This is a genomic window from Burkholderia sp. 572 (assembly GCF_040545135.1).
Taxonomy (GTDB): Bacteria; Pseudomonadota; Gammaproteobacteria; order Burkholderiales; family Burkholderiaceae; genus Burkholderia; species Burkholderia cepacia.
The window spans coordinates 238,438-260,752 of the sequence record NZ_JBEPLH010000009.1 but is presented as its reverse complement, the minus strand read 5'-3'; the positions used below and the strand labels follow the sequence as shown (position 1 = coordinate 260,752).

Annotated in this window: 20 protein-coding genes; 9 read left to right on the top strand and 11 right to left on the bottom strand. The window is 67.7% G+C overall.

What is annotated here, in order from left to right; translation table 11 throughout:
* Nucleotides 1-45: 45 nt before the first annotated feature.
* The 7 genes from ABIC51_RS19205 to ABIC51_RS19175 all read right to left on the bottom strand — a co-directional run bounded on the left by ABIC51_RS19205 (nt 46) and on the right by ABIC51_RS19175 (nt 7,702).
* Complete coding sequence (locus ABIC51_RS19205) at nt 46-1,419, bottom strand: efflux transporter outer membrane subunit (RefSeq protein WP_059698284.1); 1,374 nt, start codon at nt 1,417-1,419, stop codon at nt 46-48.
* 13 nt (nt 1,420-1,432) lie between these two features.
* Nucleotides 1,433-3,493, bottom strand: coding sequence for a MacB family efflux pump subunit (locus ABIC51_RS19200; RefSeq protein ID WP_027789608.1), 2,061 nt, complete (start codon nt 3,491-3,493; stop codon nt 1,433-1,435).
* 2 nt (nt 3,494-3,495) lie between these two features.
* Nucleotides 3,496-4,689 (bottom strand): macrolide transporter subunit MacA, encoded by a 1,194-nt coding sequence (gene macA, locus ABIC51_RS19195; protein ID WP_027789607.1) that lies wholly within the window; start codon nt 4,687-4,689, stop codon nt 3,496-3,498.
* Nucleotides 4,690-4,973: 284 nt separating this feature from the next.
* Nucleotides 4,974-5,702 carry a class I SAM-dependent methyltransferase gene (locus ABIC51_RS19190; RefSeq protein WP_226128034.1) on the bottom strand — a complete coding sequence of 243 codons (729 nt, stop codon included), beginning with the start codon at nt 5,700-5,702 and terminating at the stop codon, nt 4,974-4,976.
* 55 nt (nt 5,703-5,757) lie between these two features.
* Nucleotides 5,758-6,339: an HD domain-containing protein gene (locus tag ABIC51_RS19185; RefSeq protein WP_226128032.1), complete on the bottom strand. Its 582-nt coding sequence runs from the start codon at nt 6,337-6,339 to the stop codon at nt 5,758-5,760.
* Nucleotides 6,340-6,421: 82 nt separating this feature from the next.
* Entirely contained in the window at nt 6,422-6,979 is a 558-nt protein-coding gene (locus ABIC51_RS19180) for a helix-turn-helix domain-containing protein (RefSeq protein WP_226128030.1), read from the bottom strand.
* Between the two features lie 84 nt (nt 6,980-7,063).
* Complete coding sequence (locus ABIC51_RS19175; RefSeq protein ID WP_146254697.1) at nt 7,064-7,702, bottom strand: hypothetical protein; 639 nt, start codon at nt 7,700-7,702, stop codon at nt 7,064-7,066.
* 361 nt (nt 7,703-8,063) lie between these two features.
* Here ABIC51_RS19175 and ABIC51_RS19170 point away from each other — a divergent pair, with 361 nt between their 5' ends.
* Nucleotides 8,064-9,467, top strand: coding sequence for an HdeD family acid-resistance protein (locus ABIC51_RS19170; protein ID WP_060198020.1), 1,404 nt, complete (start codon nt 8,064-8,066; stop codon nt 9,465-9,467).
* A 96-nt stretch (nt 9,468-9,563) separates the two neighbouring features.
* Nucleotides 9,564-10,142: a hypothetical protein gene (locus tag ABIC51_RS19165; RefSeq protein WP_027789601.1), complete on the top strand. Its 579-nt coding sequence runs from the start codon at nt 9,564-9,566 to the stop codon at nt 10,140-10,142.
* Nucleotides 10,143-10,223: 81 nt separating this feature from the next.
* On the opposite strand, the gene ABIC51_RS19160 is transcribed toward ABIC51_RS19165, so the two are convergent.
* Nucleotides 10,224-10,613, bottom strand: a complete 390-nt coding sequence (locus ABIC51_RS19160; protein WP_124533152.1) for an OsmC family protein — start codon at nt 10,611-10,613, stop codon at nt 10,224-10,226.
* A 230-nt stretch (nt 10,614-10,843) separates the two neighbouring features.
* Between ABIC51_RS19160 and ABIC51_RS19155 the strand changes: the two genes are divergently transcribed.
* The gene (locus ABIC51_RS19155; RefSeq protein WP_060086230.1) at nt 10,844-11,575 is read left to right on the top strand and encodes a ribonuclease T2; all 732 of its coding nucleotides are present in this window, start codon (nt 10,844-10,846) and stop codon (nt 11,573-11,575) included.
* Between the two features lie 164 nt (nt 11,576-11,739).
* Here ABIC51_RS19155 and ABIC51_RS19150 read toward each other — a convergent pair whose 3' ends face one another.
* Complete coding sequence (locus tag ABIC51_RS19150; RefSeq protein ID WP_175862171.1) at nt 11,740-12,378, bottom strand: cysteine hydrolase family protein; 639 nt, start codon at nt 12,376-12,378, stop codon at nt 11,740-11,742.
* A gap of 182 nt (nt 12,379-12,560) precedes the next feature.
* Here ABIC51_RS19150 and ABIC51_RS19145 point away from each other — a divergent pair, with 182 nt between their 5' ends.
* Nucleotides 12,561-12,926, top strand: coding sequence for a VOC family protein (locus tag ABIC51_RS19145; protein WP_060086232.1), 366 nt, complete (start codon nt 12,561-12,563; stop codon nt 12,924-12,926).
* A 573-nt stretch (nt 12,927-13,499) separates the two neighbouring features.
* Here ABIC51_RS19145 and ABIC51_RS19140 read toward each other — a convergent pair.
* Nucleotides 13,500-14,414, bottom strand: a complete 915-nt coding sequence (locus ABIC51_RS19140) for a glutaminase (RefSeq protein ID WP_027789597.1) — start codon at nt 14,412-14,414, stop codon at nt 13,500-13,502.
* Between the two features lie 218 nt (nt 14,415-14,632).
* Between ABIC51_RS19140 and ABIC51_RS19135 the strand changes: the two genes are divergently transcribed.
* The 3 genes from ABIC51_RS19135 to ABIC51_RS19125 all read left to right on the top strand — a co-directional run bounded on the left by ABIC51_RS19135 (nt 14,633) and on the right by ABIC51_RS19125 (nt 17,494).
* Complete coding sequence (locus tag ABIC51_RS19135; protein ID WP_060222264.1) at nt 14,633-15,343, top strand: response regulator; 711 nt, start codon at nt 14,633-14,635, stop codon at nt 15,341-15,343.
* Nucleotides 15,344-15,407: 64 nt separating this feature from the next.
* The gene (locus ABIC51_RS19130) at nt 15,408-16,538 is read left to right on the top strand and encodes an ATP-binding protein (RefSeq protein WP_175897646.1); all 1,131 of its coding nucleotides are present in this window, start codon (nt 15,408-15,410) and stop codon (nt 16,536-16,538) included.
* Between the two features lie 332 nt (nt 16,539-16,870).
* Nucleotides 16,871-17,494: an FMN-dependent NADH-azoreductase gene (locus tag ABIC51_RS19125; protein ID WP_027789594.1), complete on the top strand. Its 624-nt coding sequence runs from the start codon at nt 16,871-16,873 to the stop codon at nt 17,492-17,494.
* A 57-nt stretch (nt 17,495-17,551) separates the two neighbouring features.
* Here the strand turns inward: ABIC51_RS19125 and ABIC51_RS19120 are convergent, their stop codons facing one another.
* Nucleotides 17,552-19,945, bottom strand: a complete 2,394-nt coding sequence (locus tag ABIC51_RS19120; RefSeq protein ID WP_175897645.1) for a patatin-like phospholipase family protein — start codon at nt 19,943-19,945, stop codon at nt 17,552-17,554.
* A gap of 271 nt (nt 19,946-20,216) precedes the next feature.
* Between ABIC51_RS19120 and ABIC51_RS19115 the strand changes: the two genes are divergently transcribed.
* Together ABIC51_RS19115 and ABIC51_RS19110 are read left to right on the top strand one after the other, a co-directional pair.
* On the top strand, nt 20,217-21,251 hold the full coding sequence (locus ABIC51_RS19115; RefSeq protein ID WP_027789592.1) for a rod shape-determining protein: 1,035 nt from the start codon (nt 20,217-20,219) through the stop codon (nt 21,249-21,251).
* 260 nt (nt 21,252-21,511) lie between these two features.
* Nucleotides 21,512-22,201, top strand: a complete 690-nt coding sequence (locus ABIC51_RS19110; RefSeq protein WP_059492091.1) for a YdcF family protein — start codon at nt 21,512-21,514, stop codon at nt 22,199-22,201.
* Nucleotides 22,202-22,315: the final 114 nt, after the last annotated feature.

Genomic DNA, 22,315 nt, shown 5'->3' with positions numbered 1-22,315 from the left:
GCATGGCCGGCGGGGCGGGGGCGACCGGCCCGGTGCGCGGGCCGGTCAGGACATCCCGCCGCCGAGCGCGCGGTACAGCGTCATCTGGTTGTTGAGCCGGTCCAGCCGCGTCTGTTCGTCGGCGCTTTGCGCATCGCGCAGCCGCTGCTGCTGGTCGAGCCACGGTTGCACGGCGGTCGCGCCGGCCGCGAATTGCGCGGCGGCAAGCCGCTCGGCGCGCTGCGCCTGCGCCAGCGACAGCGCGCGCTGTTCGGCCTCGCGTTCGAGCTGGACGCGCGCCGACAGCGCGTTCTCGACTTCCGCGAGTGCCGTGTAGAGCTTCTGCCGGAACCCGACGACGGCCTCCTCGTACTGCGTCTTCGACACCTTGATCTGCAGCTGCATCGTGTTCCACTGGATGAACGGCAGGGCCAGGCCGAGCCCGAGCGTGCCGACCGGATTCGCGAGCACGCGCTCGAGGCTCGTGCTCGACGTGCCGGCCGCGCCGGTCAGCGTGAAGGTCGGGTAGAAGCTGGTACGTGTCGCGTCGACCTGCGCGAGCGATTCGCGCAGCCTGAATTCCGCCGCGCGCAAGTCGGGGCGCCGGCCGAGCAGGCTGGCCGGCAGGCCGGCCGCCACTTCCGGCGGCGGCGCGTCCGGCAGCGCCGGCGGTTCGGCCGCACGTTGCTGCGGTGGCCGGTCGAACAGGATCGCGAGGGCGTGACGGTTCTCGGTACGCTGCTGGATCAGGCGTGTCTGCGCGGCGCGTTGCGTGGCGAGGCTTTGTTCGGCCTGCGCAAGGTCGAGCCCCGACACGGCGCCGGCCGTGTGCCGTGACCGGACGACCGCGAGCGTGCGGACCGCATACGCGATGTTCGCGTCGCCGAGCGCGATCTGCCGGTTCAGAAAGCCGATCCGCCAGTACAGCGACGCGGTCGTGCCGATCAGCGACAGCCGCGCGGCTTCGAGATCGGCGGCCGTCGCGTCGGCTTCCCAGCGCGCGGCGTCGCGCAGCGCGGCCAGCCGGCCCCACAGGTCGATTTCATAGCTGAGCGAAGCGTTCGCGTTGCTCGACCGGCGCATCTGGTGCGTATCGAGCGTGCGCGACACGGCACCGTTCGCCCCGAGCGTCACGTTGGGCGTCAGGTTCGTATTCGCGAGCCCGGCCTGCAGTTGCGCGCGGTACACGCGGATCGCCGCGATCGCGAGGTCGTTGTTGGCGCGCAGCGCGTCGTCGATCAGCGCGTCGAGTTGCGGATCGCCGAAGCTGCGCCACCAGTCGCGCGTCGTGGCCGGTGCGTCGGCGGAAACCGGCGCCGACCAGTTCGCGGGCATCGCGACGGCGGGCAGCGGATCATGGCGCGCGCCCGCGCAGCCGGCGAGCAGCGCGGCCGCGCATGCGAATGCGCCGAGGCGCTGAAGCGGTGAGGAATGCGTCATGGCGGGCCTTGCGTCAGTCGCGCGCGAGCGCATCGATCGGATCGAGCCGCGATGCGTTGCGCGCGGGCATGAAGCCGAATATCACACCGGTGAGCGTCGAGCAGACGAACGCGGTCACGATCGCGCCGGCCGAGAACACCATCTTCCACTGCGCGACGAACATCGAGAACAGCGCGCCGAGCCCGAACGACAGCGCGATGCCGATCGTGCCGCCGAGCAGGCAGACCAGCACGGCCTCGACGAGAAACTGCTGCAGGATGTCGGACTGGCGCGCGCCGACCGCCATCCGGATGCCGATTTCGCGCGTGCGCTCGGTCACCGACACCAGCATGATGTTCATCACGCCGATTCCGCCGACGACGAGCGAGATCACGGCGATCAGCGACAGCAGCAGCGTCAGCGACTGGCCGGTCTTCTCGACGGTCTTCACGACGCTGTCCATGTTGTACGTGAAGAAGTCCTTGCGGCCGTGGCGCTGCTTCATCAGCGTTTCGAGGCTCTTTTCGGCGGCGGCGCTCGGCTGCCCGTCGCGCACGCGCACGGTGATGCTGTCGAGATAACGCTGCCCGAAGAGACGCCCGCTCGCGGTCGTGTACGGCACCCACACGTTCAGGCTCTTCATGCTGCCGAACGCGCTTTTCTTGTCCGCCGTCACGCCGATCACGACGCACGGCACGTTGTCGACCAGGATCACTTCGCCGATCGGGTTGCGCGTCGCGCCGAACAGCTTGCGGCGCGTGTTCTGGTCGATCACGGCCACCTGCACCTGGCGGCGCACCGCGTCCTCGTCGAATGCGACACCGAGCGCGAAGCGCATCCCGCGCGCCTGGAAGAAGCGGTCGCCGACGCCGCTCACGAGCGCGTTCACGTCGACATTGCGGTAGCGCAGCAGCAGCGTGCGCGACGTTTCGGGCGTCGCGCTGTCGACGTACGGCTGCTCGGCGAGCGCGGCGACATCGGCGGGCACGAGCGTCTGGATCGCATCGGCGCGGCTGTCGCCCCAGTCGGTGCCCGGGTAGATGTTGATCGTGTTCGTGCCGATGCTGCCGATCTCGTCGAGCATGTAGCGCTTCGCGCCTTCGCCGATCGCGACGATCGACACGACCGACGTGATGCCGATGATGATGCCGAGCATCGTCAGCAGCGTGCGCAGCCGGTGCGACACGAGTGCGATCCACGCCATCCGGCAGGCCTCGGCGAAGCGCCCGGAGCCGGCCGCGAAGCGGCGCGCGCGGGGGGCGGCATCGGCCTGCGGATCGGGGGCGACTGCCGCGGGCGGCGACGGCATGTCGCGACGATCGCGGGCGGATGGTGTGCCGGTGGCCGCTTCGCTCGCTTCCGCCGCATCCGCGCCCGCGGCTGCTTCCGCGAGGGCTTCCGCATGGTGGCGGTTCGGCCGGTCGGCGACGATCGCGCCGTCGCTGATCTCGATGATGCGCCGCGCATGGCGCGCGACGGCCTTGTCGTGCGTGACGATGACGATCGTATGGCCGAGCGCGTTCAGCTCGTGCAGGATGCGGATCACGTCCTGGCCGCTTTTCGTGTCGAGCGCGCCGGTCGGTTCGTCGGCGAGGATCACCTGGCCGCCGTTCATCAGCGCGCGCGCGATGCTCACGCGCTGCTGCTGGCCGCCGGACAGTTGCCCGGGGCGATGGTGCGCGCGATCCGCGAGCCCGAGGCGCGCGAGCAGCTCGCGTGCGCGCGCGTGCCGCTCCGCGCGCGGCGTGCCGGCATAGATCGCGGGCATTTCGAGGTTCGCGGCGGCATCGACGTGCGGCAGCAGGTGATAGCGCTGGAACACGAAGCCGAAGTGCTCGCGGCGCAGTTGGGCGAGCTCGTCGCTGTCGAGCATGTGCGTGTCGCGACCGCCGACCGTGTAGGTGCCTTCGCTCGGGTGGTCGAGGCAGCCGAGGATGTTCATCAGCGTCGACTTCCCGGAGCCCGACGCGCCGACGATCGCGACGATCTCGCCCGCGTGGATCGACAGGTTGACGTTGTTCAGCACGACGACGTCCTTGTCGCCGGCCGGAAAGCGTCGTGTGACGGCGGAGAGTTTCAGCAGGGGCTGGCTCATCGTCACACCACGTCCGCCAGCGGCGCGTGGTCGTCTGCGGACGCCTCGCCGATCACGACGCGTTCGCCGTCCTTCAGGCCGGCCAGCACTTCGACGCGCACGTTGTTGTTGATGCCGATGCGGACGTTGCGCGTTTCCGTGCTGCCGTCGGCGCGCAGCACGCGCACCGCGTAGGTGCCGTCCTTGCGCTTCTCGCCGAGCGCGGCGGCCGGAATGCTGAGCGCGTTGCGCGCGTTGCCGAGCACGATGTTGACCTGCGCGGTCATCGAGATGCGCAGCCGGTGCTCGGGATTCGGCACCTCGAACAACGCGTTGTAGAACACTGCCGAATTCGGTTTCGCGCCGCCGCCCGCGCCGCCGCCGAGTGCGCTTTGCGTCTCGGCGTAGTTCTGCGGCGCCGGCTCGATCGCGCGGAGCTTGCCGTAGTGGCGCCTGTCCGGTTCGCCCAGGATCGTGAAATACGCGGTCTGGCCGGCGTTCACGCGGATCACGTCGGCTTCCGACACCTGCGCCTTCACGGTCATCGTGTCGAGATCCGCGAGCTTCAGGATCACCGGCGCCTGCTGTTGCGCGATCACCGTCTGGCCTTCCTGCGTGACGATCGCGACGACCTGGCCGTCGATCGGCGCGACGATGCGCGTGTAGCCGAGGTTGGCCTGCGCGGTCTCGATCTGGATGCGGGCCGAGCGGATCTGCGCGGCGAGCGACGCGAGCGTCGCGCGCTGTACGTCGAGCGTCGCGCGCGCGGCTTCGAACGACTCGCGCGACGTCGCGTCGTCGGGCAGCATGGCCTGCTGGCGCCGGAACGCGAGTTCCGCCTGCGTGAGTTGCGCGGCGGTCGATTGCTGCTGCGCGCGCAGGCTTTCTTCGCTGGCGCGTGCCTGCCGCAGCGCGTTTTCCGAGAGCACGGGGTCGATCTCGGCGAGCCACTGGCCCTTCGTGACTTTGTCGCCGAGCTTGACCTTCAGCGACTTCAACTGCCCCGAGACTTGCGCGCCGACGTCGACCTGCCTGAATGCCTGCAGCGCACCGGTGGCCAGCACCGCGTTTTCGAGGTCGCCGCGCGAGACGGGCGCGGACAGGTATTGCGGATGCTTGTCGGGTGCGCACGCCTTCAGCGTGACACCGGTGGCGATCGCGACGATGGCAACGGTGGCCAGCACGATGCGCCGGCGGCGATGGGTCTTCTGAGTCATGAGCGTGCGGCGAGGATGAAGCGGTGCCGGCGTTGCGTGCGGCCGGGCGGGACGATCCGGCCGGCGTCGCCTGGCGGGCGGGTTGCCCGCGGGCTTCCGCGTACACCTCGCGCGGCCGTGCCGGGTCGAATCAGCCGCTCATGGTAAGCGAGGAATTCACGACAAATCGTGTGGAAATTGTGCTGAATTGTACGGACGCCGTGCAGGAACGGAGGCCGGGCGGCGACATTGTTGCAATCTGTCAGCGCGGCGGGCGAAAGCTCGTGCGCGTGTTGCGGCGTGCGTTATCGCCGTGCGGCGACGAGGGCCATCATCGGCCGGTCGCGTTCCTCGTCGAGCGCGGGCAGGGCATCGACCTGTTCCTGCGTCGGCCCCCATTCGTCCAGGTGCGTGAGCGTGAAGCCGCTGCCTATCAGCAGGTTCACGAGCGTGCCGAGCGTGCGGTGCTGCTTGACGACGCCCGGCGCGAGCCAGTCGGTCACGCGTTCGCCTTCGCGCTGATAGCCGTCGAGCGGCCACGAGCGGTTGCCCTGCGCGTCGACGACGAAACCGGGCCGGCGCGGCGCCGTATAGACCGGATGCTCGATCGAGAACACGAGCCGCCCGCCCGGCACGAGCGCGCGATGGAGCGTGCGGAACAAGGTATCGAGGTCTGCGATGTAATGGAACGCGAGCGCGCTGTACGCGAGATCGAACGCGGCATCCGGCAGCGCGAGCGTTTCGAGGTCGGCGCGACGGTACGTGATTGCCGGATGCGCGGCGTTCGATGCCGCACGTTCGAGCATGCGCTCGGACACGTCGATGCCGAGTACGCATGCCGCGCCCTGGCCGGCGGCCCAGCGGCTGAACCAGCCGTAGCCGCAGCCGAGGTCGAGCACGCGGCGACCGTGCAGGTCGGGCAGCAGCGCGCGCAGCGCGGGCCATTCGGGGGCGCCGTCGAGTCCGTGGATCGAGCGGTTCAGGCGGCTGTAGCCTTCGAAGAAGGCCGGGTCGTCGTAGATGTTCTGCGTCATGCGTAGGGCCTCGTGCGGGCAGGGTGCGCGGTGCCGCGCGCCCGGTTCCGCGAGCTTACGCGTGCTGCCCGCCCGCGTCGATCCGGCGCTGCGTGTCGGCGTCGACGATGTCGCGGATCGCGCTGAACAGCGGTGCGGCGTCGGTATAGCGGCGGCCGTAGTCGAGATTGAACGCGTAGTCGAAATCGGGCGGATTGCTGCCCTGGGTGTGCTGCAGGATCGTCTCCAGCTTGTCGAACGCTTTCGCCGCGCGCGCTTCCGGCGACGCGGCCGCTTCGTATTCATCCCACAGTGCGACGATCTCGTCGCGCTGCACCGGATCGAGCGGCGCGGTCAGCGTCAGCAGGTCGTCGCGTTCGTGCGTGCTCTTGTCGGGGTGCGCGGCCTGCTCGATCGCGGGGATGTCGCCGTGCAGCGCCTCGCCGAGATCGTGGACGACGCACAGCTTCAGCAGCTTCAGCGTGTCGATGCCGGGCAGCGCATCGGCGAATACGAGTGCCATCAGGCACAGCCGCCAGCTATGCTCGGCGGTGCTTTCCGCGCGCCCGGCCGACGTATGGCCGCTGCGCAGCACATTCTTCAGGCGTTCGGCTTCGCGCAGGAACGCGAGCCGCGCGTGGATCGTATCGGGGTTCATGGTCGGTGTCCGTGCGATGAGCCGTCAAGCGTAAGGCGGCCACGCACGGTTCGTCCACGCATGAAATATGCGCGGGGTCGTATTACAGCGTTTCCACAAGCCGCGCGGCCGACCCGTCCGACAACGTCATCCGTGTCCACCGGCACAGGCTGCCGCGGATCGGCACGACGCGCGACGCATTCGCGCCGGTGTTGAATTCGACGCTCGGCGGCCCCGCGCGATCATGCCAGCCGAGCGTATCGAGCGCGGCTTCCATGCGGACGATTTCCGGCGTCGCATAGCGCCACAGCGACGTGCCGAGCAGCGTCGACAGCGGTTGCGAGAATTCGGCTGCTCGCGCGGGCGAACAGGCAAGCAGCCGGTGCGTGAGGTCGCACACGAGATGCATGCGGCCCGCGCTGCCCGCGACGAGCCGCGCAAGCGCGTGATCGCCCGCGGAATCGAGGCGCGCGGCGAGCAGCCGTTCGGCCGTCGCGCGTTCGTCGGGCGACATCTGTTGCAGGCCGGCTTCCCAGCGCGAGATCGTCGATTGCGCCACGCCGAACAGCTCCGCCGCGTGGCTCTGCTTCACGCGGTGCAGCGCTCGCCAGCGCTTGAGTTGCGGGCCGAGTGGTGGTGCGTGTAGCGGTGAGGCGGACATGGCAATGCTCCGGTTGCGGTCGTCGGGTGCGCTCGCGTGCCGCTGCCTGCCGTCACAGGCGCAACAGCGGCGACGCTTGTGCCATTACATGATCCGGAGGCCGCCGTTTGCCTCGATCGCGATGGCTGCGAACGGCACGAGCACGATGCCGCCCAGCACGAGCAGGCCGTCGGCGGCCACCGTGATCGGCGTGGCGAGGATCCGCAGGCCCATGCCGGCGACGGACGGCGATTCCCGGATGTACACCGAGTACCGCTCGTTGAACGGTTGCGTGGCGCCCTTGTCCTTCGCGGCGAAACCCTCCGTCGAATAGCGCTTGCCTTCGATGTCGCCTTCGAGCGCGAGGCCGGCTGTCCCGGCAGTGAATCCGTCGGCGCTCGCGGCTTGCCGGGCGTCGTCCGGCGCGTCCTTTGGCAACACGATCCGGTAGTGGCCGGTGATGCTGCCGCCGCGCGCATGAAAGTCGGCAAACGTCGTGTGCAGCGATTTCCGGTAGGCGGACAGCAGCACCGGCCGCAATTGCGCCGGCAGATCGAAGATGTAGTGGTAGTTCGTGCCGAGGACGACCAGCTTCTTGCCGTCCTGCGTGATCATGAAGCTCGTGACGTATTCGCTGTATGCGTCGTTCTCGTACAGCTTCGGCGTGAAGCAGCCCGACAGCGCGAGGGTGCTCGCGGCCATGCCGGCGGCCAGCAAGCGCCGGCGCGTGATCGATGTTTTCATGGATTATTGTCCCGTCTGATGCGGTTTGGTGGCTTGCGCCCTCGGAAGCCGGATTCTGGCGTATCCGCCGCGCGTTGTCGAACGGGAAATCTGCCTGGGCAGCGCTCGCAATCCGGCCCTGTCCAGCGGCATGCTGCGCTCTCCAGACCCGCCGCCAACGTTTTCGTCGCGCTTTCAACCGCCTCCGCCATATCTTATTATTCGGCCAGTGCGGAGGCGTACCGGCCGCCAACGGTCATGTCGAGGCATGACGCGCCGGCATGAATGACCGCTTTTCGGCCTGTGCGTCGCTCGATGCGCGGTCGAAACGACAGGACCCGCGTGGCCAGCGCGTGTCCCAAAAAAATCACGAGAGGGCGCGATGGTACGACTGGTCTTACTGCTGCTGGGCATCGAATACTTGCGCACCCGCTGGCGCGGCCTGACCGCACTCGGCTGGGTGTGGGTTGTCGCGGGTGTCGTGATCTTCGTCGACGCGCTCGACGGCGCGCTGCATTTTCCGATCCAGATCTTCGCGTGGCTGTTCCTGATCGAGGGGCTCGCGACGCTCGCGGTGGCCGGCAGCGGCGTCGGCGGGCAGCGCGTCCTGCGCTACGTGAAGGGGATCGCGGTCGTGGTGGCCGCCGGGCTCGTGTTCGCGGGGCATCACCACGGCCATTTCCTGCTGTCGATGATCTTCGGCACGCTGTTCCTCGTCGACGGGCTGCTGCAGTGCACCGCCGCGTGGATGGTGCGCTATCGCCGCTGGAACGTCGCCTTCGCGTGGGGCGTCGTCGAGATCCTGCTGGCGATCTTCTTCTACCAGCCGTACCCGACCCACTATGTGGGCACCGTGCCGTACTGCCTCGGCCTGCTGCTGATATTCGGCGGGATGCACATGCTGAGCCTCGCCGCACGCGTGCGGCGACTGACGCGCAATCCGGCGTTCGCGACCTCGCCGGCGCCGGCACTCGCGCCGGACCTCGACGATGCACGCGACCTGCCGCATTTTTCCCAATCCGAATGGGACGGCCCGCCCGCCGACGGCGAGCATGCGCTCACCGTGCACGTGTGGACGCCGACCGGTACGTCGAAAGCCGAAGCGCAACGCTACCCCGTGATCGACCGCTATATCGCGGCGGTGGACGTCAACGGCGTGATCTCGACCGGGCACGCGGCGCTGGAATCGCCGGAGGGCATCTATATCAGCCTGTATCCGGGCGTCGAAATCGATCGTTCTCCGGACGAATTCACGCGCATCCTGCGTGCAACCCGCGAAAACGACGTGCCGGGCCTGTTCCAGCCCGACTACGCGACCGAGTCGAAGGCATGGTGCCCGTCGACCGTGCGCGTGCGGATCCGCAACTACGATCCGGCGAAGCTGGACGCGTTCTGGTCGTCGTACCGGCAGAACGTGACGTACAACCTCACGCACCGCAACTGCTCGAGCACCGTGTCGAACGCACTCGAAGCCGCGCTCGACGGCGCGGTGTGGCGGCTGAAGGGTGCGCGCGCCGGATGGGGCGCGTTCGTGCGGTTGCTGCTCACGCCCGAGCTGTGGGTTGCCGCGCAGATCCGCAAGCGCGCGGTGACGATGGCATGGACGCCCGGGCTCACGCTCGACTATGCGCGCGCGCTCAGCATGCTTGCCGACCCGCGGCCGTTCGCGTGGTGGAAGGTCGCGCGCTCGGCCGTGAAGGCGATCATGGCTTCGCGCCGCACGTGGCGCGAGCAGGACAACGCGGCGCTGTCGCCGGGCGGATCGGAGGCCGCGTCGTTGAAGTGACCGCGTGCCGCCGGACGAGGGCCCGGCGTCGCTGAGGCCGCCACCGCACGGCCCGGCGATGTTGCCCGCCACAAGAACCCACAGATACGAACAACAATGAACAAGACGAGCGCATTCCGCATCCTGATTCCCGCCGCGCTGGCGCTGACGAGCGCCGGCTTCGCGCAGGCGAGCGTGAACGAAGTGCCACGCATGAGCGACGACGTGTACCGCACCTCGGTGTCGTTCTGCTCGAACGTCGCGGCCGCGGAGAAGATCGTGTGCCAGGGCGACATGATCGCCGCGGGCAGCCGGATCGTCGCGGCGATCGGCGGCCTGCCGCCGGCATCCGCCGCGTCGATCGACGAAGGCGCGCGCAACAAGCTGCCGGCGGCGGAGCGCAAGGGGCTCGCGCCTGTCGAGCCGCGCGCGATCGACAAGGACGACGATGTCGCCGGTCTCGCCGGCATGGTGCGCCTGTGCGACGTGTACGAATCCGAACCGGCATCGCGTGCGCGGCATCACGCAGCGTTGAAGCAGCAGGCGCCGGATGCGGCACCGCGCGTCGAGGCGTTGCTGGCCGATGCGTCGACGGCGGCGCGCCAGCGCGTCAGCATCGGCGTGTGGCAGATCCTCGCGCTCGAAGGCCCCGAAGCGTCCGCCCGCGCGTGCACACAGCTCGGCACCGGGTCGTGAGTGCCTGTTCGCCACCGATGTTTGTCGCGTGGCCATCGACGTGCGGGCTTCGATCGTGCCGTGTCCGGCGTGCCGTGACGGTCAGCCGCTCGCGATCGTGGCCGGCCTGACCCGTATCGGCTTGCCGAGCGTCCGGGCGACCGGAGAAGCCCGCACCGCGTCGCGCACGAGTGTCTGCTGCGCGCGCGACAGCGGCGCCGCGAAGCGCAGTGCGATGTCGAAGCCCGTTTCGTGGTCGAGGCGATCGACGGTGACGTCCGCCGTGCACGCGGGCAGCGTCACGCCCGCGCGTCGTGCGGCCAGGTCGATCGACATGCAGACGCAGGCCGCGAGCGCGCTTTCGAGCAGTTCGTGCGGCCGCATGCCGGCGTCGCCGCCCTGGCCGTCCTTGCGCGTGTCCGAGCGCACGACGCTGCGCCCGTTGCCGATCTCGACGCAATATGGCTTGCCGAGCCGTGTCGCGGTCACCATGGCGATGCTCCGTTGCGGGATGAGGGTGGCGACACGGTACGCCGGCGTCGCTTGCGGCGGAAGGCAACCGCTGGTACCGGTACCGGTTGTAACCGGCTCGGCGGCGACCCGCGCGTTCTTTCGTCCACCTTCACATTCGTGCCACGTTGCGACGGCAACAATCGCGGTCGGACATTCGACAACCGTGCGGCGCATCCCGCGACCGCATGCCTTTTCCGAGGAAACACGCCATGCTCAAGACGCTCGCCCGCGCCGCTGCCGCACTCGCCGTTGCTTCCGTGTCGCTGCACGCCGCCGCGCAGACCAGCTACGACTACCTGTTGCTCGCCGCATCGTGGGAGCCCGGCTTCTGTGCGTCTCACGACACGCCGGAATGCACGAACCTCGCCGGCTCGTATGCGGCGACGAGCCTGTCGCTGCATGGCCTGTGGCCGAACCGCTATGACGGCAACCAGCCGTTCTACTGCGGCGTGCCGCAGAACGACATCGACCTCGACAACGCGCACCAGTGGTGCAGCATGGACGCCTACCCGATCAGCAGCGCGACCCGCAACACGCTGTCGACGTACATGCCGGGCGTCGCGTCGTGCCTCGACAAGCACGAATGGTTCAAGCACGGCACCTGCTCGAACTCGGCGACGCCCGATGCTTACTGGAACCAGGCGTCCGGCATGATCAGCCGGCTCGGCAATACGTCGTTCAACGCGTTCCTGCAGGCGAACTCGGGCAAGACGGTCACGCGCAACCAGTTGCTGTCCGCATTCGAAGGCGCGTTCGGCAGCAACACGCGCAGCGCGGTGTCGCTGAAGTGCACGAAGACGAATGGCGTCAGCTATTTCACCGAAGCGTGGATCGCGGTGAAGACCAATGCGACCGCGCAGTTCCCGAGCGCCGCGTCGCTCGTAACCGACGGCAATACGCAGGGCACGTGCCCGACGTCGGGTGTGTATATCGCGAAGTAACGACGAAGGGGGCGGCGCGCGCGGCATCGCGCACGCCGTCGCCCATTATGGGTTCGGCGGGACGCTCGACCACGGCAGCCGGGCCTGGTGGCCGTCAACCTGCAGGTCGACTCGGGTGATGACGTTGGCCCGTCACGCTCGCGCTTGTGCGTGCGTGCGTGCGTTTACGCGAGCAGCCGCAACGCGTCCTCGAGCGACAGCACCGTCGTGCGCGATTCGAAGGCGGTGGCGAACAGGTGCTCGTGAACCACGGGGTCCGGGTCGTAGCAGCAATCCTTGACCGTGTAGAGGCGGAAGTCCGCGTCGCTCGCGTGGGCGATCGACGACAGCATCACGCCCGTCGACGCGATGCCGACCATGATCAGCGAATCGACGCCTTGCTCGACCAGGCGCGCTTGCAGATCGGTACCGAAGAACACGCTGGCGCGGTGCGCGACGATCAGCGGCTCGTCGGCCTGCCGACCCAACTCCGGGCATGGGCCGTCGTCGATGAAGCGGCCGAGCTGCTTGATGCCCTGGCCGTTCTTGTTGCGCGGGCTGACTTCCGGATAGCCGGGGCTGAACCGGAGGTTCGCGAACCAGACGCCGATGCCGCTTGCCCGCGCTGCATCGCAGAGCCGGCGCGTATTGGCGAGCAAACCGTGCGCGACCGACGGGAAGAGGCCGAGGATGTCGGTCTGGTAATGCATGACGAGCAGCGCGGTGCTTGACGGCACGATGGCGGGAATCGGGGCGGATGGGGCGTCGCCGGGGTTCGTGCGGGTTGCCGTTGTGGCGATTTCCGGTGCGTTTTGCCGAGTCATGAACGAGGGTCTCCGATAGCTCGCGGGGAATTTCAGCGTCCCCGATTTGTACCGGAAAATCGGGGTGGTTGCCGATGCGATTTTCGTAGGGGCATTTCAGCGCCAGTACCATTCCATGTTGTTACGGGCGGCTACGGTGCATATAGTTGCCTATCGGCAAACAACCAAGGGAACGGGTACTAATGAGCATTCGAGGGAAAGACCGCCAGATCGATAACATCGAATTCAATGTCGGCGATATTGGACGAAGCAAGGCTTTCTATGGCAGCGTTTTCGGCTGGACTTTCACCGATTACGGCCCGACGTACACCGAGTTTCACGACGGCCGGATCGCAGGCGGATTTACGACGGGTGAGCCTGTCCGGCCAGGCGGCCCGCTAGTCATCCTCTACGCTGATGATCTGGCTGAAATCCAGCGAAGGATCGAGGCGACGGGCGCCACCATCAACCGTCAGGCTTTCTCGTTCCCTGGCGGCCGGCGCTTCCACTTTATTGACCCCGATGGTTATGAACTGGCCGTATGGTCAGCGGACGAATCGTGCCAGTAACCAAAACGAGAATCACCAAACGATGAGATCCGCCGCCTCAAAGACACCCCAAACCGGGGGCTTTGAGGCGTCAGCAATCGACCAGTTGCGGACCTTTGATGTCTCGTCCAAGATTGTGGGCAATCCAGTCATGACTTCGACCTCACCGCTGATGCATTGCCCCTATTGCGCTGCCGAACTCGTCATAGCTGCGGGAGGAGAGCTTCAATGTGCATCGACGGGCGCACTTTTTAGCCGCTCCGTTCGAACGCAGCTCGAAGCACTCAGGACCGGCGGAACGTCCGGTCAACCATCCTGGTCCTATGTGGGGCGCTGGTTTTGTCCATGTTGCGGTGAACAGACCGACGATAGCGTTTGTCCGGGCTGCGGCGTTGTGATTACTGCCAGGTTAGCCCGTGAGCTCATAGAGCTCAATCCACACGTTTCTCCGCAAATGCCGACGTGACTGTCGGCGACCGAGAATGGGGCGGGCCGCTCCGGGTCGATCGCTGCCGAACGACGAATTCGCCATTGAGTGTGCCGGAACTCACCAGCCGCCGTCGCGCCACATGAGGCACGCTTGACTTCGACACCTCAAAAAATCGACCGCCCCGAATAGGTCGTCAACCACTCCAAAGCTAAAGTCCCCGCCAACGAGTTCCCATTAGCATCGAGCCCCGGCGCCCACACACAAACCGCCATCTCCCCAGGCAGCACCGCAACGATCCCGCCACCGACACCACTCTTCGCCGGCAACCCGACGCGATACACAAAATCCCCCGCCGCATCGTAAGTGCCACAGGTCAGCATCAACGCCGACAGCCGCTTGGCGGAACTCGAATCCACGATCCGCTCGCCGGTCACCGGCGCGACACCGCCATTCGCGAGAAACAGCGCGGCGCTTGCCAGCTCGACACAGTTCATCGTGATCGCGCACTGTCGGCAATACGCGTCGATCACCGTGTCGGGCGGCATCTGCATGTTGCCGAAGCTCGCCATGAAGTGCGCCATCGCGCGGTTGCGCTCCGCGTGCTGCAGTTCCGACTGCGCGACGCGCGAATCGTAGTCGATGTCGTTCGCGCCGATCAACCGCCGCACGAATTCGACGAGCGCCGTCTCGGCCTTCACGAAGCGGCGGCACAGCACGTCGGTGACGACCAGCGCCCCCGCATTGATGAACGGGTTGCGCGGCTTGCCGCGCTCGCTCTCGAGCTGGACCAGCGAGTTGAACGCGTTGCCGGACGGCTCGCGGCCGACCCGTTCCCACAGGTCGTCGCCCAGCAGCTGGAACGCGAGCGTGCACGCAAACAGCTTCGAGATGCTCTGGATCGAGAAGCGCTCGTGCGCGTCGCCGACCGTGCAAACGTTTCCGTCGAGTGTGACGACGGCCATTCCGAACTTGTCGGCGGGCACTTTCGCGAGCTCGGGAATGTAATCGGCGACCCGTCCCTGGCCAATCCAGGGGGCGAGTTCGGTGTGGATGCGTTCGAGGATCGTTTGGTAATTCATCAAGTCAGGCGGGCAGGGCATGGCCCGGATTCAGGCGAGCCCGTATGGAACCGTCCCGGCGCCGATTCGTCAAGCTCGGCCGATATCGCTCCCTTATTTTCAAGACCTCTAAACAGGCAATCGGCTGGCGCAGTATCATGCGGTACGTTTCGGCCAATGGCCGGCGTCCGGCACCGGCCGGCGCCGCCGCGGCTTCCCCGATGAACCGACCGCTGCCCATGTCTTTTCGCATCCTGCTCGTCGAAGACGACACCCGCCTGTCCACGCTGATCGCCGGCTACCTGCGCAAGAACGACTATGAAGTCGATACTGTGCTGCATGGTGACGCCGCGGTGCCGGCGATCCTGTCCATTCGTCCCGATCTCGTCATTCTCGACGTGAACCTGCCGGGCAAGGACGGCTTCGAAATCTGCCGGGAGGCGCGCAAGCAGTACGACGGCGTGATCATCATGGTGACGGCCCGCGACGAGCCGTTCGACGAGCTGCTCGGCCTGGAATTCGGCGCGGACGACTACGTGCACAAGCCGGTCGAGCCGCGCATCCTGCTCGCGCGGATCAAGGCCCAGCTGCGCCGCGCGCCCGCGCGCGTGCCCGAGAGCAGCGCGCCGCAGCCCGAGCGCTACGCGTTCGGCAAGTTCTCGATCGACCGCACCGACCGCTCCGTCGTGCTGCCCGACGGCAGCACGCCCGACCTGACGTCGGCCGAATTCGACCTGCTGTGGGCGCTCGTGTGCCATGCGGGCGAAGTCGTCAGCCGCGACGACCTGATGCTGCAGTTGCGCGGCGTCGAGTTCGACGGCCTCGACCGCACGATCGACGGGCGCATCTCGAAGCTGCGCCGCAAGCTGCGCGACGACGCGAGCAACCCGCAGCGGATCAAGACGATTCGCAGCAAGGGTTATCAATTCAGCAAGCACGCGTGGGAATGACGCGGCCTTCGGGCGACGCCGTCACGTTCCGCGCGGGCATTCCCCCTGCCGGCCGGGAGCCGAGATGATCCGACGAACCCGTTCGCACCCCGATGCACCGCCGCTGCCGACGCTGCGCTACGTCAAGTGGCGCTGGCTGCATTTCCGCCGCGCGTGGACCGATACGCGCGCCGACCGCATTCCAAGCTGGTCGCGCCTTTACGTGCGCACCTACCTGCATCTGCTCGGCCTCGTGCTGCTGACCGCGCTCGTGCCGGCGCTCGCGCTGTGTGTCGAATTGTCGCCGCAGGTCGTGTGGCATGCGTTCGATTCGCTGCCCGGCGACATCTGGATCGTGCTCGCGTTCGTGTTCGCCGCACCCGCGCTCGCGGCGTATCGGTGGATGCGGCCGGTGTGGTCGGATCTCGTGATGGTGCGCGAGCGCGCGATCGACTTCACGGGCGGGCGCTTCAACACGCGCGCGCGCGAATCGCACAGCGTGATCATCGGCCCGCTCGCACGGACGCTGAATGCGCTCGCGATGCGGATGGAACGCCTGATCGCCGCGCAGCGCGACCTCACGAACGGCATCTCGCACGAGCTGCGCACGCCGCTCGCACGCGTGCGTTTCGCGCTCGAAATGCTGCGCGAGCCGGGTTCCGCGGCCGAATACCAGAGCGCGCTCGAGAGCATCGCGCAGGACGTGACCGAGCTCGAGGAACTGATCGACATGAGCCTGACGTTCGCGCGGCTCGAATACAGTTCGCTGCAGTCGAACCTCGAGATGACGGCTCCCGTCGCGTGGTTCGAACACCAGGTCAGCGACGCGCAGCTGCTGTATCCGGAACGCGCGATCGAGTCGCGCATCGCGATTGCGTCGGACCTGCGGGTGAAGATGGACCGGCGGCTGATGTCGTACGCGATGCGCAACCTGCTGCGCAACGCGAGCAAGTACGCGAAATCGCGGATCGTCGTCGGGATCTCGCTCGTGCACGGCAACATCGGGATCTTCGTCGAGGACGACGGCCCCGGCGTGCCGGAGAGCGAGCGCGAGCGGATCTTCGACGCGTTCGTGCGCCTCGACCGCCGCACCGGCGGTTATGGCCTCGGCCTGTCGATCACGCGTCAGGTGCTCCACGCGCACAACGGCCGGATCGCGGTCGTCGACCCGGTGGAACTCGGCGGCGCACGCTTCGAGATCAGCTGGCCGGTCTGACGATCCGCAACACGAGTCCCGGGCCTCCGGGACTCGACAGCAACCCCGCACGACCCCACGACCCCACGACAGCCGCGCGCGCCGGATTCGAGCGCGTCGCCGGCTCGTCCCGCCGTCCCTTACCCGTACCGCGTACCGATGTCCGCCCGCACCGCCACCCCATGACGATTCGTTTGCCGCGCGTGCGCGCTTTGCATTACGATTGCAATTGCAACTGTGTGGGCGGGCCGATCCGTGTCAGTGGAGGCGGGCGGCCCGCGACGCAGCCGTGAAGCCGGGGCAGCCACGATGGCCGCTCCGTTGTTCATGCATTCCTGTCAGGGTCATACGTCATGCGGCTTTTGAATATCGTGTCATCTCCCCGCGGCGCGAGGTCGGCGTCGATCGCGGTCGCCAATGCCTTTGTCGATGCGTTCCGGGAAACGGGCGCGTCGATCGACGTCGATACGCTGAATGTCTGGGAAGAAGACTTGCCGGACTTCGACAGCGACGCGATCGGCGCGAAGTACAAAGGCGTCGCCAACGCGCCGATGGACGACGCGGAACAGTCGGTCTGGCGGCGCATCCAGGCGCTGGTGAAGCGCTTTCAGGAAGCGGACCGGATCGTCGTGGGCGTGCCGATGTGGAATTTCGGCTATCCGTACAAGCTCAAGCAGCTGATCGATCTCGTCAGCCAGCGGAACATGCTGTTCACGTTCGACGGCAAGGCCTACGCCCCGCTGCTGGACATTCCGCGCGCACTGGTCATCCATGTTCGCGGACAGAGCCGGGAGACGGGCGCGGGTGCCGACAATCCCGGGTTCCGGCATCAGGCCGACTACATCGAATTCTGGTTGAGGTTCATCGGCGTGAGCGAGGTCCGGAGCCTGACCGTCGAACACACGTGGGGGGCGCGGGCGAGCGACAGCATCGAACGGGCGCAGGCCCGGGCGGTCGCGATGGCCGCGGCGTTCTGATCCGGGCGTGTCGCGCGAAGGCGTGGCGGATGCCGCCGAAGCGGCACCCGCGCACGCTCAGTACGTGCGGCCGAGCTGCAGGTAGAAGTTGCGCCGGCCGCCGGGCGCGAGCGCCACGCCGAGATAGACCGGCCCGAACGCGGTCGACAGGCTCGTGAAGAACGTATAGCTCTGCTTGAGCGCGCCGCCGCCGATCTGCTGCCCGCTCGACCAGACGTTGCCGACTTCCGCGCTGGCGCCCACCGACAGCGCCTTGATCGGCGATGCGTTGAACGTCATCAGTTGGTTCATGTAGGTCACCTGCGCATACGCGAGCTCGTTGCCGTTCAGCTGGTCGGCCGCATACGCGGACAGATGCTGGAAGCCGCCGAGCGTGAAGTTGAACGCGTTGATCAGGTTGGTGCCGCCGATGCTCTTGCCGCCTTCGATCGTCGCGCTGACGCTGTGGCTGCCGAACTGCTGCGCCACCATCGCCTTGCCGTAGATCTCGGTGTAGGGCGCGTTGTTGATGCCGTCGTCGAATTCGCTCGCCGAGCCCCCGTTGCGCGACACCAGCGAGCGCTCGACGCGGAACTCGGTGAAATAGCCCTTGCGCGGGAACAGCGGATCGTCGAGCTGGTCGATGACGAGCCGCGCGCGCGCGATCAGCGCCTGCGACGTGAAGCTCGGCCACAGCAGCGTCCGACCGCTGCCGTCGTCGAACGGCAGGTTGTAGGTCGGCGAGCCGTGCCCGGTCACGTACCCGACGCCGATCCGGAAATCGCCGAGCCGCGCGATCGGCAGGCCGAAATCGAGCCCGGCGCGCGCGGTCTGCATCAGGTACTGCGTGATCTTCACGTCGCCGGAGTCGTCGTACAGGTTCGCGTAGCGGCGCTGGTATTCCGCGTAGGGCGACAGATAGACGCCGTAGGCCATCGACAGCGGCTGGCGGAGTTCGACGCGCGCCGATTGCAGGTCGCTGCCGATCGTCGTGTCCGCGCGGAATTCGAGTCCCGATTCGGTGAGCCACGGGCGCCGGTAGCCGACGTGCAGGCGGAAGCCGCCCTCGTCGGTCGAGCTGCTCGACATGCCGAGCCCGAACAGCAGGAAATTCGGCCCCCAGTATTTCTCGCGGGCGTCGATCTCGAGCACGTTCTCGTCACCGTGGCTCACGATCTGCTGCGTGACGCTCTCGAAGTTGCCGCCCGTCGTGAGGCCGAGCAGATCCTGGCTGACGGTGTTCGGATCGTACGTGTCGCCGGGCTTCACGTGCAGCGCGTTGCTGACGACCCGCTTCGGCACGCCGCCGGAGGTCTTGATCTCGATGCGCGTGATCCGGATCGGCGGCGGCAGCGGTTGCGCGTGCGCGGAGCGGTATGCCGCATATTGTTCCGGCGTGAGCGCGAAGCGCTGCAGCTTCGGCAGCGCCGCGGTCGCGGCGGCCGCGCCGGCGGCGATCGCCTGCTTCGCGTTCTGGAAATCGGTGAACGCGAGCGAGCCGAGATCCGGCGTGAGCAGCACGTCCTGCGCGTCGAGCTGCTTGCGCTGGGCGGTCACGTTCTGGCGGATCAGGATGCCGACCATCTGCTGCATCACATCGGCGGGCGACGCGAGCGCGTCGAGCGGGCGCAGTTGCGAGCCGATGTCGACCGCGATCACGACGTTCGCGCCCATCTGCCGCGCGGTGTCGACGGGCAGGTTGCTGACGAGCCCGCCGTCCACCAGCGCGCGCCCGTTGATCTCGGCCGGCGCGAACAGGCCCGGCATGGCCATGCTCGCGCGGATCGCGAGCGGCAGCGAGCCGTGGTCGAGCACGACCATCTGGCCCGTCTGCAGGTCGGTCGCGACCGCGCGGTACGGGATCGGCAGGCGGTCGAACGGTTGGTTGGTCGGCACGGCGGCCGTCCAGTTCGCGAGCAGCGCCTGCAGCCGGTTGCCCTGCACGAGGCCGACCGGCGCCTTCACGCCTTTCTTGCCGAAGCCGAGCGTCAGCCCGTTGATGTACAGGCGTTCGTCCTCCCGGCTGGTTTGCGGCAGGTCCGCGCGATCCGTCACGTCGAACGCGATGTCAGCGAGGTTGACCTCCGACAGCCGCTTCTGCATCTCGCCGGCGGCCATGCCGCTCGCATACAGCCCGCCGACCACGGCACCCATGCTGGTGCCCGCGATGCAGTCGATCGGGATGCGGTTGTCCTCCAGCACCTTCAGGACCCCGAGGTGTGCGTAGCCGCGCGCGCCGCCGCCGGACAGCACGAGGCCGATCGACGGGCGGCCGGCCGGGCCGCCGTCGGCGTCGCAGGTGTGCCCGGATGCGGCGGGCGTGGCAGCCGGCGCGCTGGCGGCGGTGGCCGGGGCGGCGGCGGATTCGGGGGCCGGCAGCGGTTGCGCGGCGACCGTGCAGCACCAGAAGGCGACGAGCGTCGTGCAAAGCGGGCGCACCCGCGCCCAGCGGAAGGAAACGGTCGCTGTCATGGTGGAAATACCTGGCGTGATCGGGCGTCTGAGGCCTGCCGGGAGCAGGCAAGACCGAGAGATTACCGTGTTTTACAGACGCAATGCGAGAGGCTGCGGCGTAGCCGGATGTGTCCGGAACGGCACATTTGACAATTGCGTCGCGAAAAAATCATCGGAATTGCCTAAAGTATCGGAACGATTTGCCGCTAAGTCCGTGATGGAGCGGCATGGCCGCGCCACGGAAATGCGGCGCGGCTGCCCCGCGTCCGTTCGATTACAAAGGTTTGATATGTCGACACCGCTGTTCGGAAAGTTGTTTGCGCAACCCGTTGCGATCGACCCTGGAACGGCAAGTACGCGGATTTATACGCACGAACGCGGCGTGGTGCTGAACCAGCCGTCGGTCGTCTGCTTCCGCAAGGCCGGTGCGACCGACGCGCGGCCGACGCTCGAGGCCGTCGGCGAGCTCGCGAAGGCGCTGCTCGGCCGCGAACCGGGGCATCTCGAAGCCGTGCGGCCGATGCGGCACGGCGTGATCGCCGACGCGCATGCGGCCGAGCAGATGATCCGCAGCTTCATCGACATGTCGCGCACGCGGTCGCGTTTCGGCCGCCGCGTCGAGGTCACGCTGTGCGTGCCGTCCGATGCGACGGCCGTCGAGCGCCGCGCGCTCCGCGAGGCCGCGTTCGCGGCAGGTGTATCGGAGGTCGAACTGATCGAGGAATCGCTGGCGGCCGGGCTCGGCGCGGGCCTGCCGGTGACCGAGCCGGTCGGCTCGATGGTCGTCGACATCGGCGGCGGGACGACGGAAGTCGCGGTGATCGCGCTCGGCGGCATCGTCTACCGCGAGGCGATCCGCGTCGGCGGCAACCAGTTCGACGCGGCGATCGTCAATCATGTCCGCAACCTGTATGGCGTGCTGCTCGGCGAGCAGACGGCCGAGCACGTGAAGCAGTCGATCGGCTCGGCCACCAGCGCGGTGCCGCGCAGGTCGACGCGCGCGGTCGGGCGCAGCGTCGGCGACGGCCTGCCGCGCTCGATCGAGCTGTCCAACCATGACGTGGCGGACGCGCTGGTCGCGCCGCTCAAGCAGGTGATCGGCGCGGTGAAGTCGGTGCTGGAGAACGCGCCGGCCGAGCTCGTGACCGATATCGCAAATCGCGGCGTGGTGCTGACGGGCGGCGGCGCACTGCTCGCGGATCTCGAGCGCCTGCTGTACGACGAGACAGGCCTCGTCGCCCGGATCGCCGACGAGCCGGCCACCTGCGCGGTGCGCGGCGCCGGCGAGGCGATGGGGCGGCTCGCGATGTGCCCGGTCGACTGATTCGGGCCGGGCCGTGCATCGCGGCACGGTCATTCACATTCTTTCTATCTCCGTAAATCTCCGCAGGTTTTCTCTTTCCAATTGCCTGCCCGCCTCGCCGGGCACGCTGCTCCGGTCGACTTGCCGGAAGGCCGGCCATCGTCCTGCATCGGTCCGCCGCGTGGACACCCGAACGCGCACCGTGCTAGCGTTACGCGCCCGCGCGGGGCCGGGCAAGCCGAAATGCCCGACGAGCCCGACGACCTGAGAGACCGAAAACCTTGAAAAACCGCACCAAACGGGGCTTCTTCGCCCGAACGGGCCGCCTGCTGGCCATCGTTGCCTGCCTGTGGATCGTCGCAGCCGTTGCGCTCGTCGCGCACGGGCTGCGGATGCCGAGCGAGCCGGCCGATGTTGCCGTGATCTTCGGCAATGCGCTCGACGCGACCGGCGCGCCGAAGCCCGTACTCGCCGCCAGGCTCGATGTCGGCGTGCGCTGCTACCGCACGGGGCAGTGCCCGGCGTTCCTGGTCAGCGGCGCGATCGACGGCCCCGGGCTGAACGAGGCGACCGCGATGCGCGACTATCTGGTGGCGCGCGGCGTGCCGGCCGACCGGATCGCGGTGGACGACCAGGGCGACAACACGCTCGCGACGGCGCAGCACACGCTCGCTTACCTGCAGGCGCACCGTGTGTCGCGCGTGCTGATCGTCAGCCAGTTCTATCACCTCGCGCGGGCGCGCCTCGCGTTCGAGCGCGTCGGCATCGCGCGGGCGAACATCTCCGCCGCGTATCCGGCCCGTTTCCAGTTGCGCGACATCTATTCGAGCTGGCGCGAAGTGCCGGCCTACGCGGTGTATGCGGTGCGGTTGTGGGTGAACCCCGATGCGCGACCCGTCTCGTTCCGGCCGATGCTTTATCTGATACGGCTGTTTTCGTCACGCGGTGCGGGTTTTCCGGTCGACGCGTGACGAACATCGACGTAACCCTGGAAGTGCCGGACGTTTCGTCTGATGAATGACGGCGGGTGGATTATCGTGCATCGATCCTTTCCGGGCATGTAGATATTGCATTGCAAAAAAATC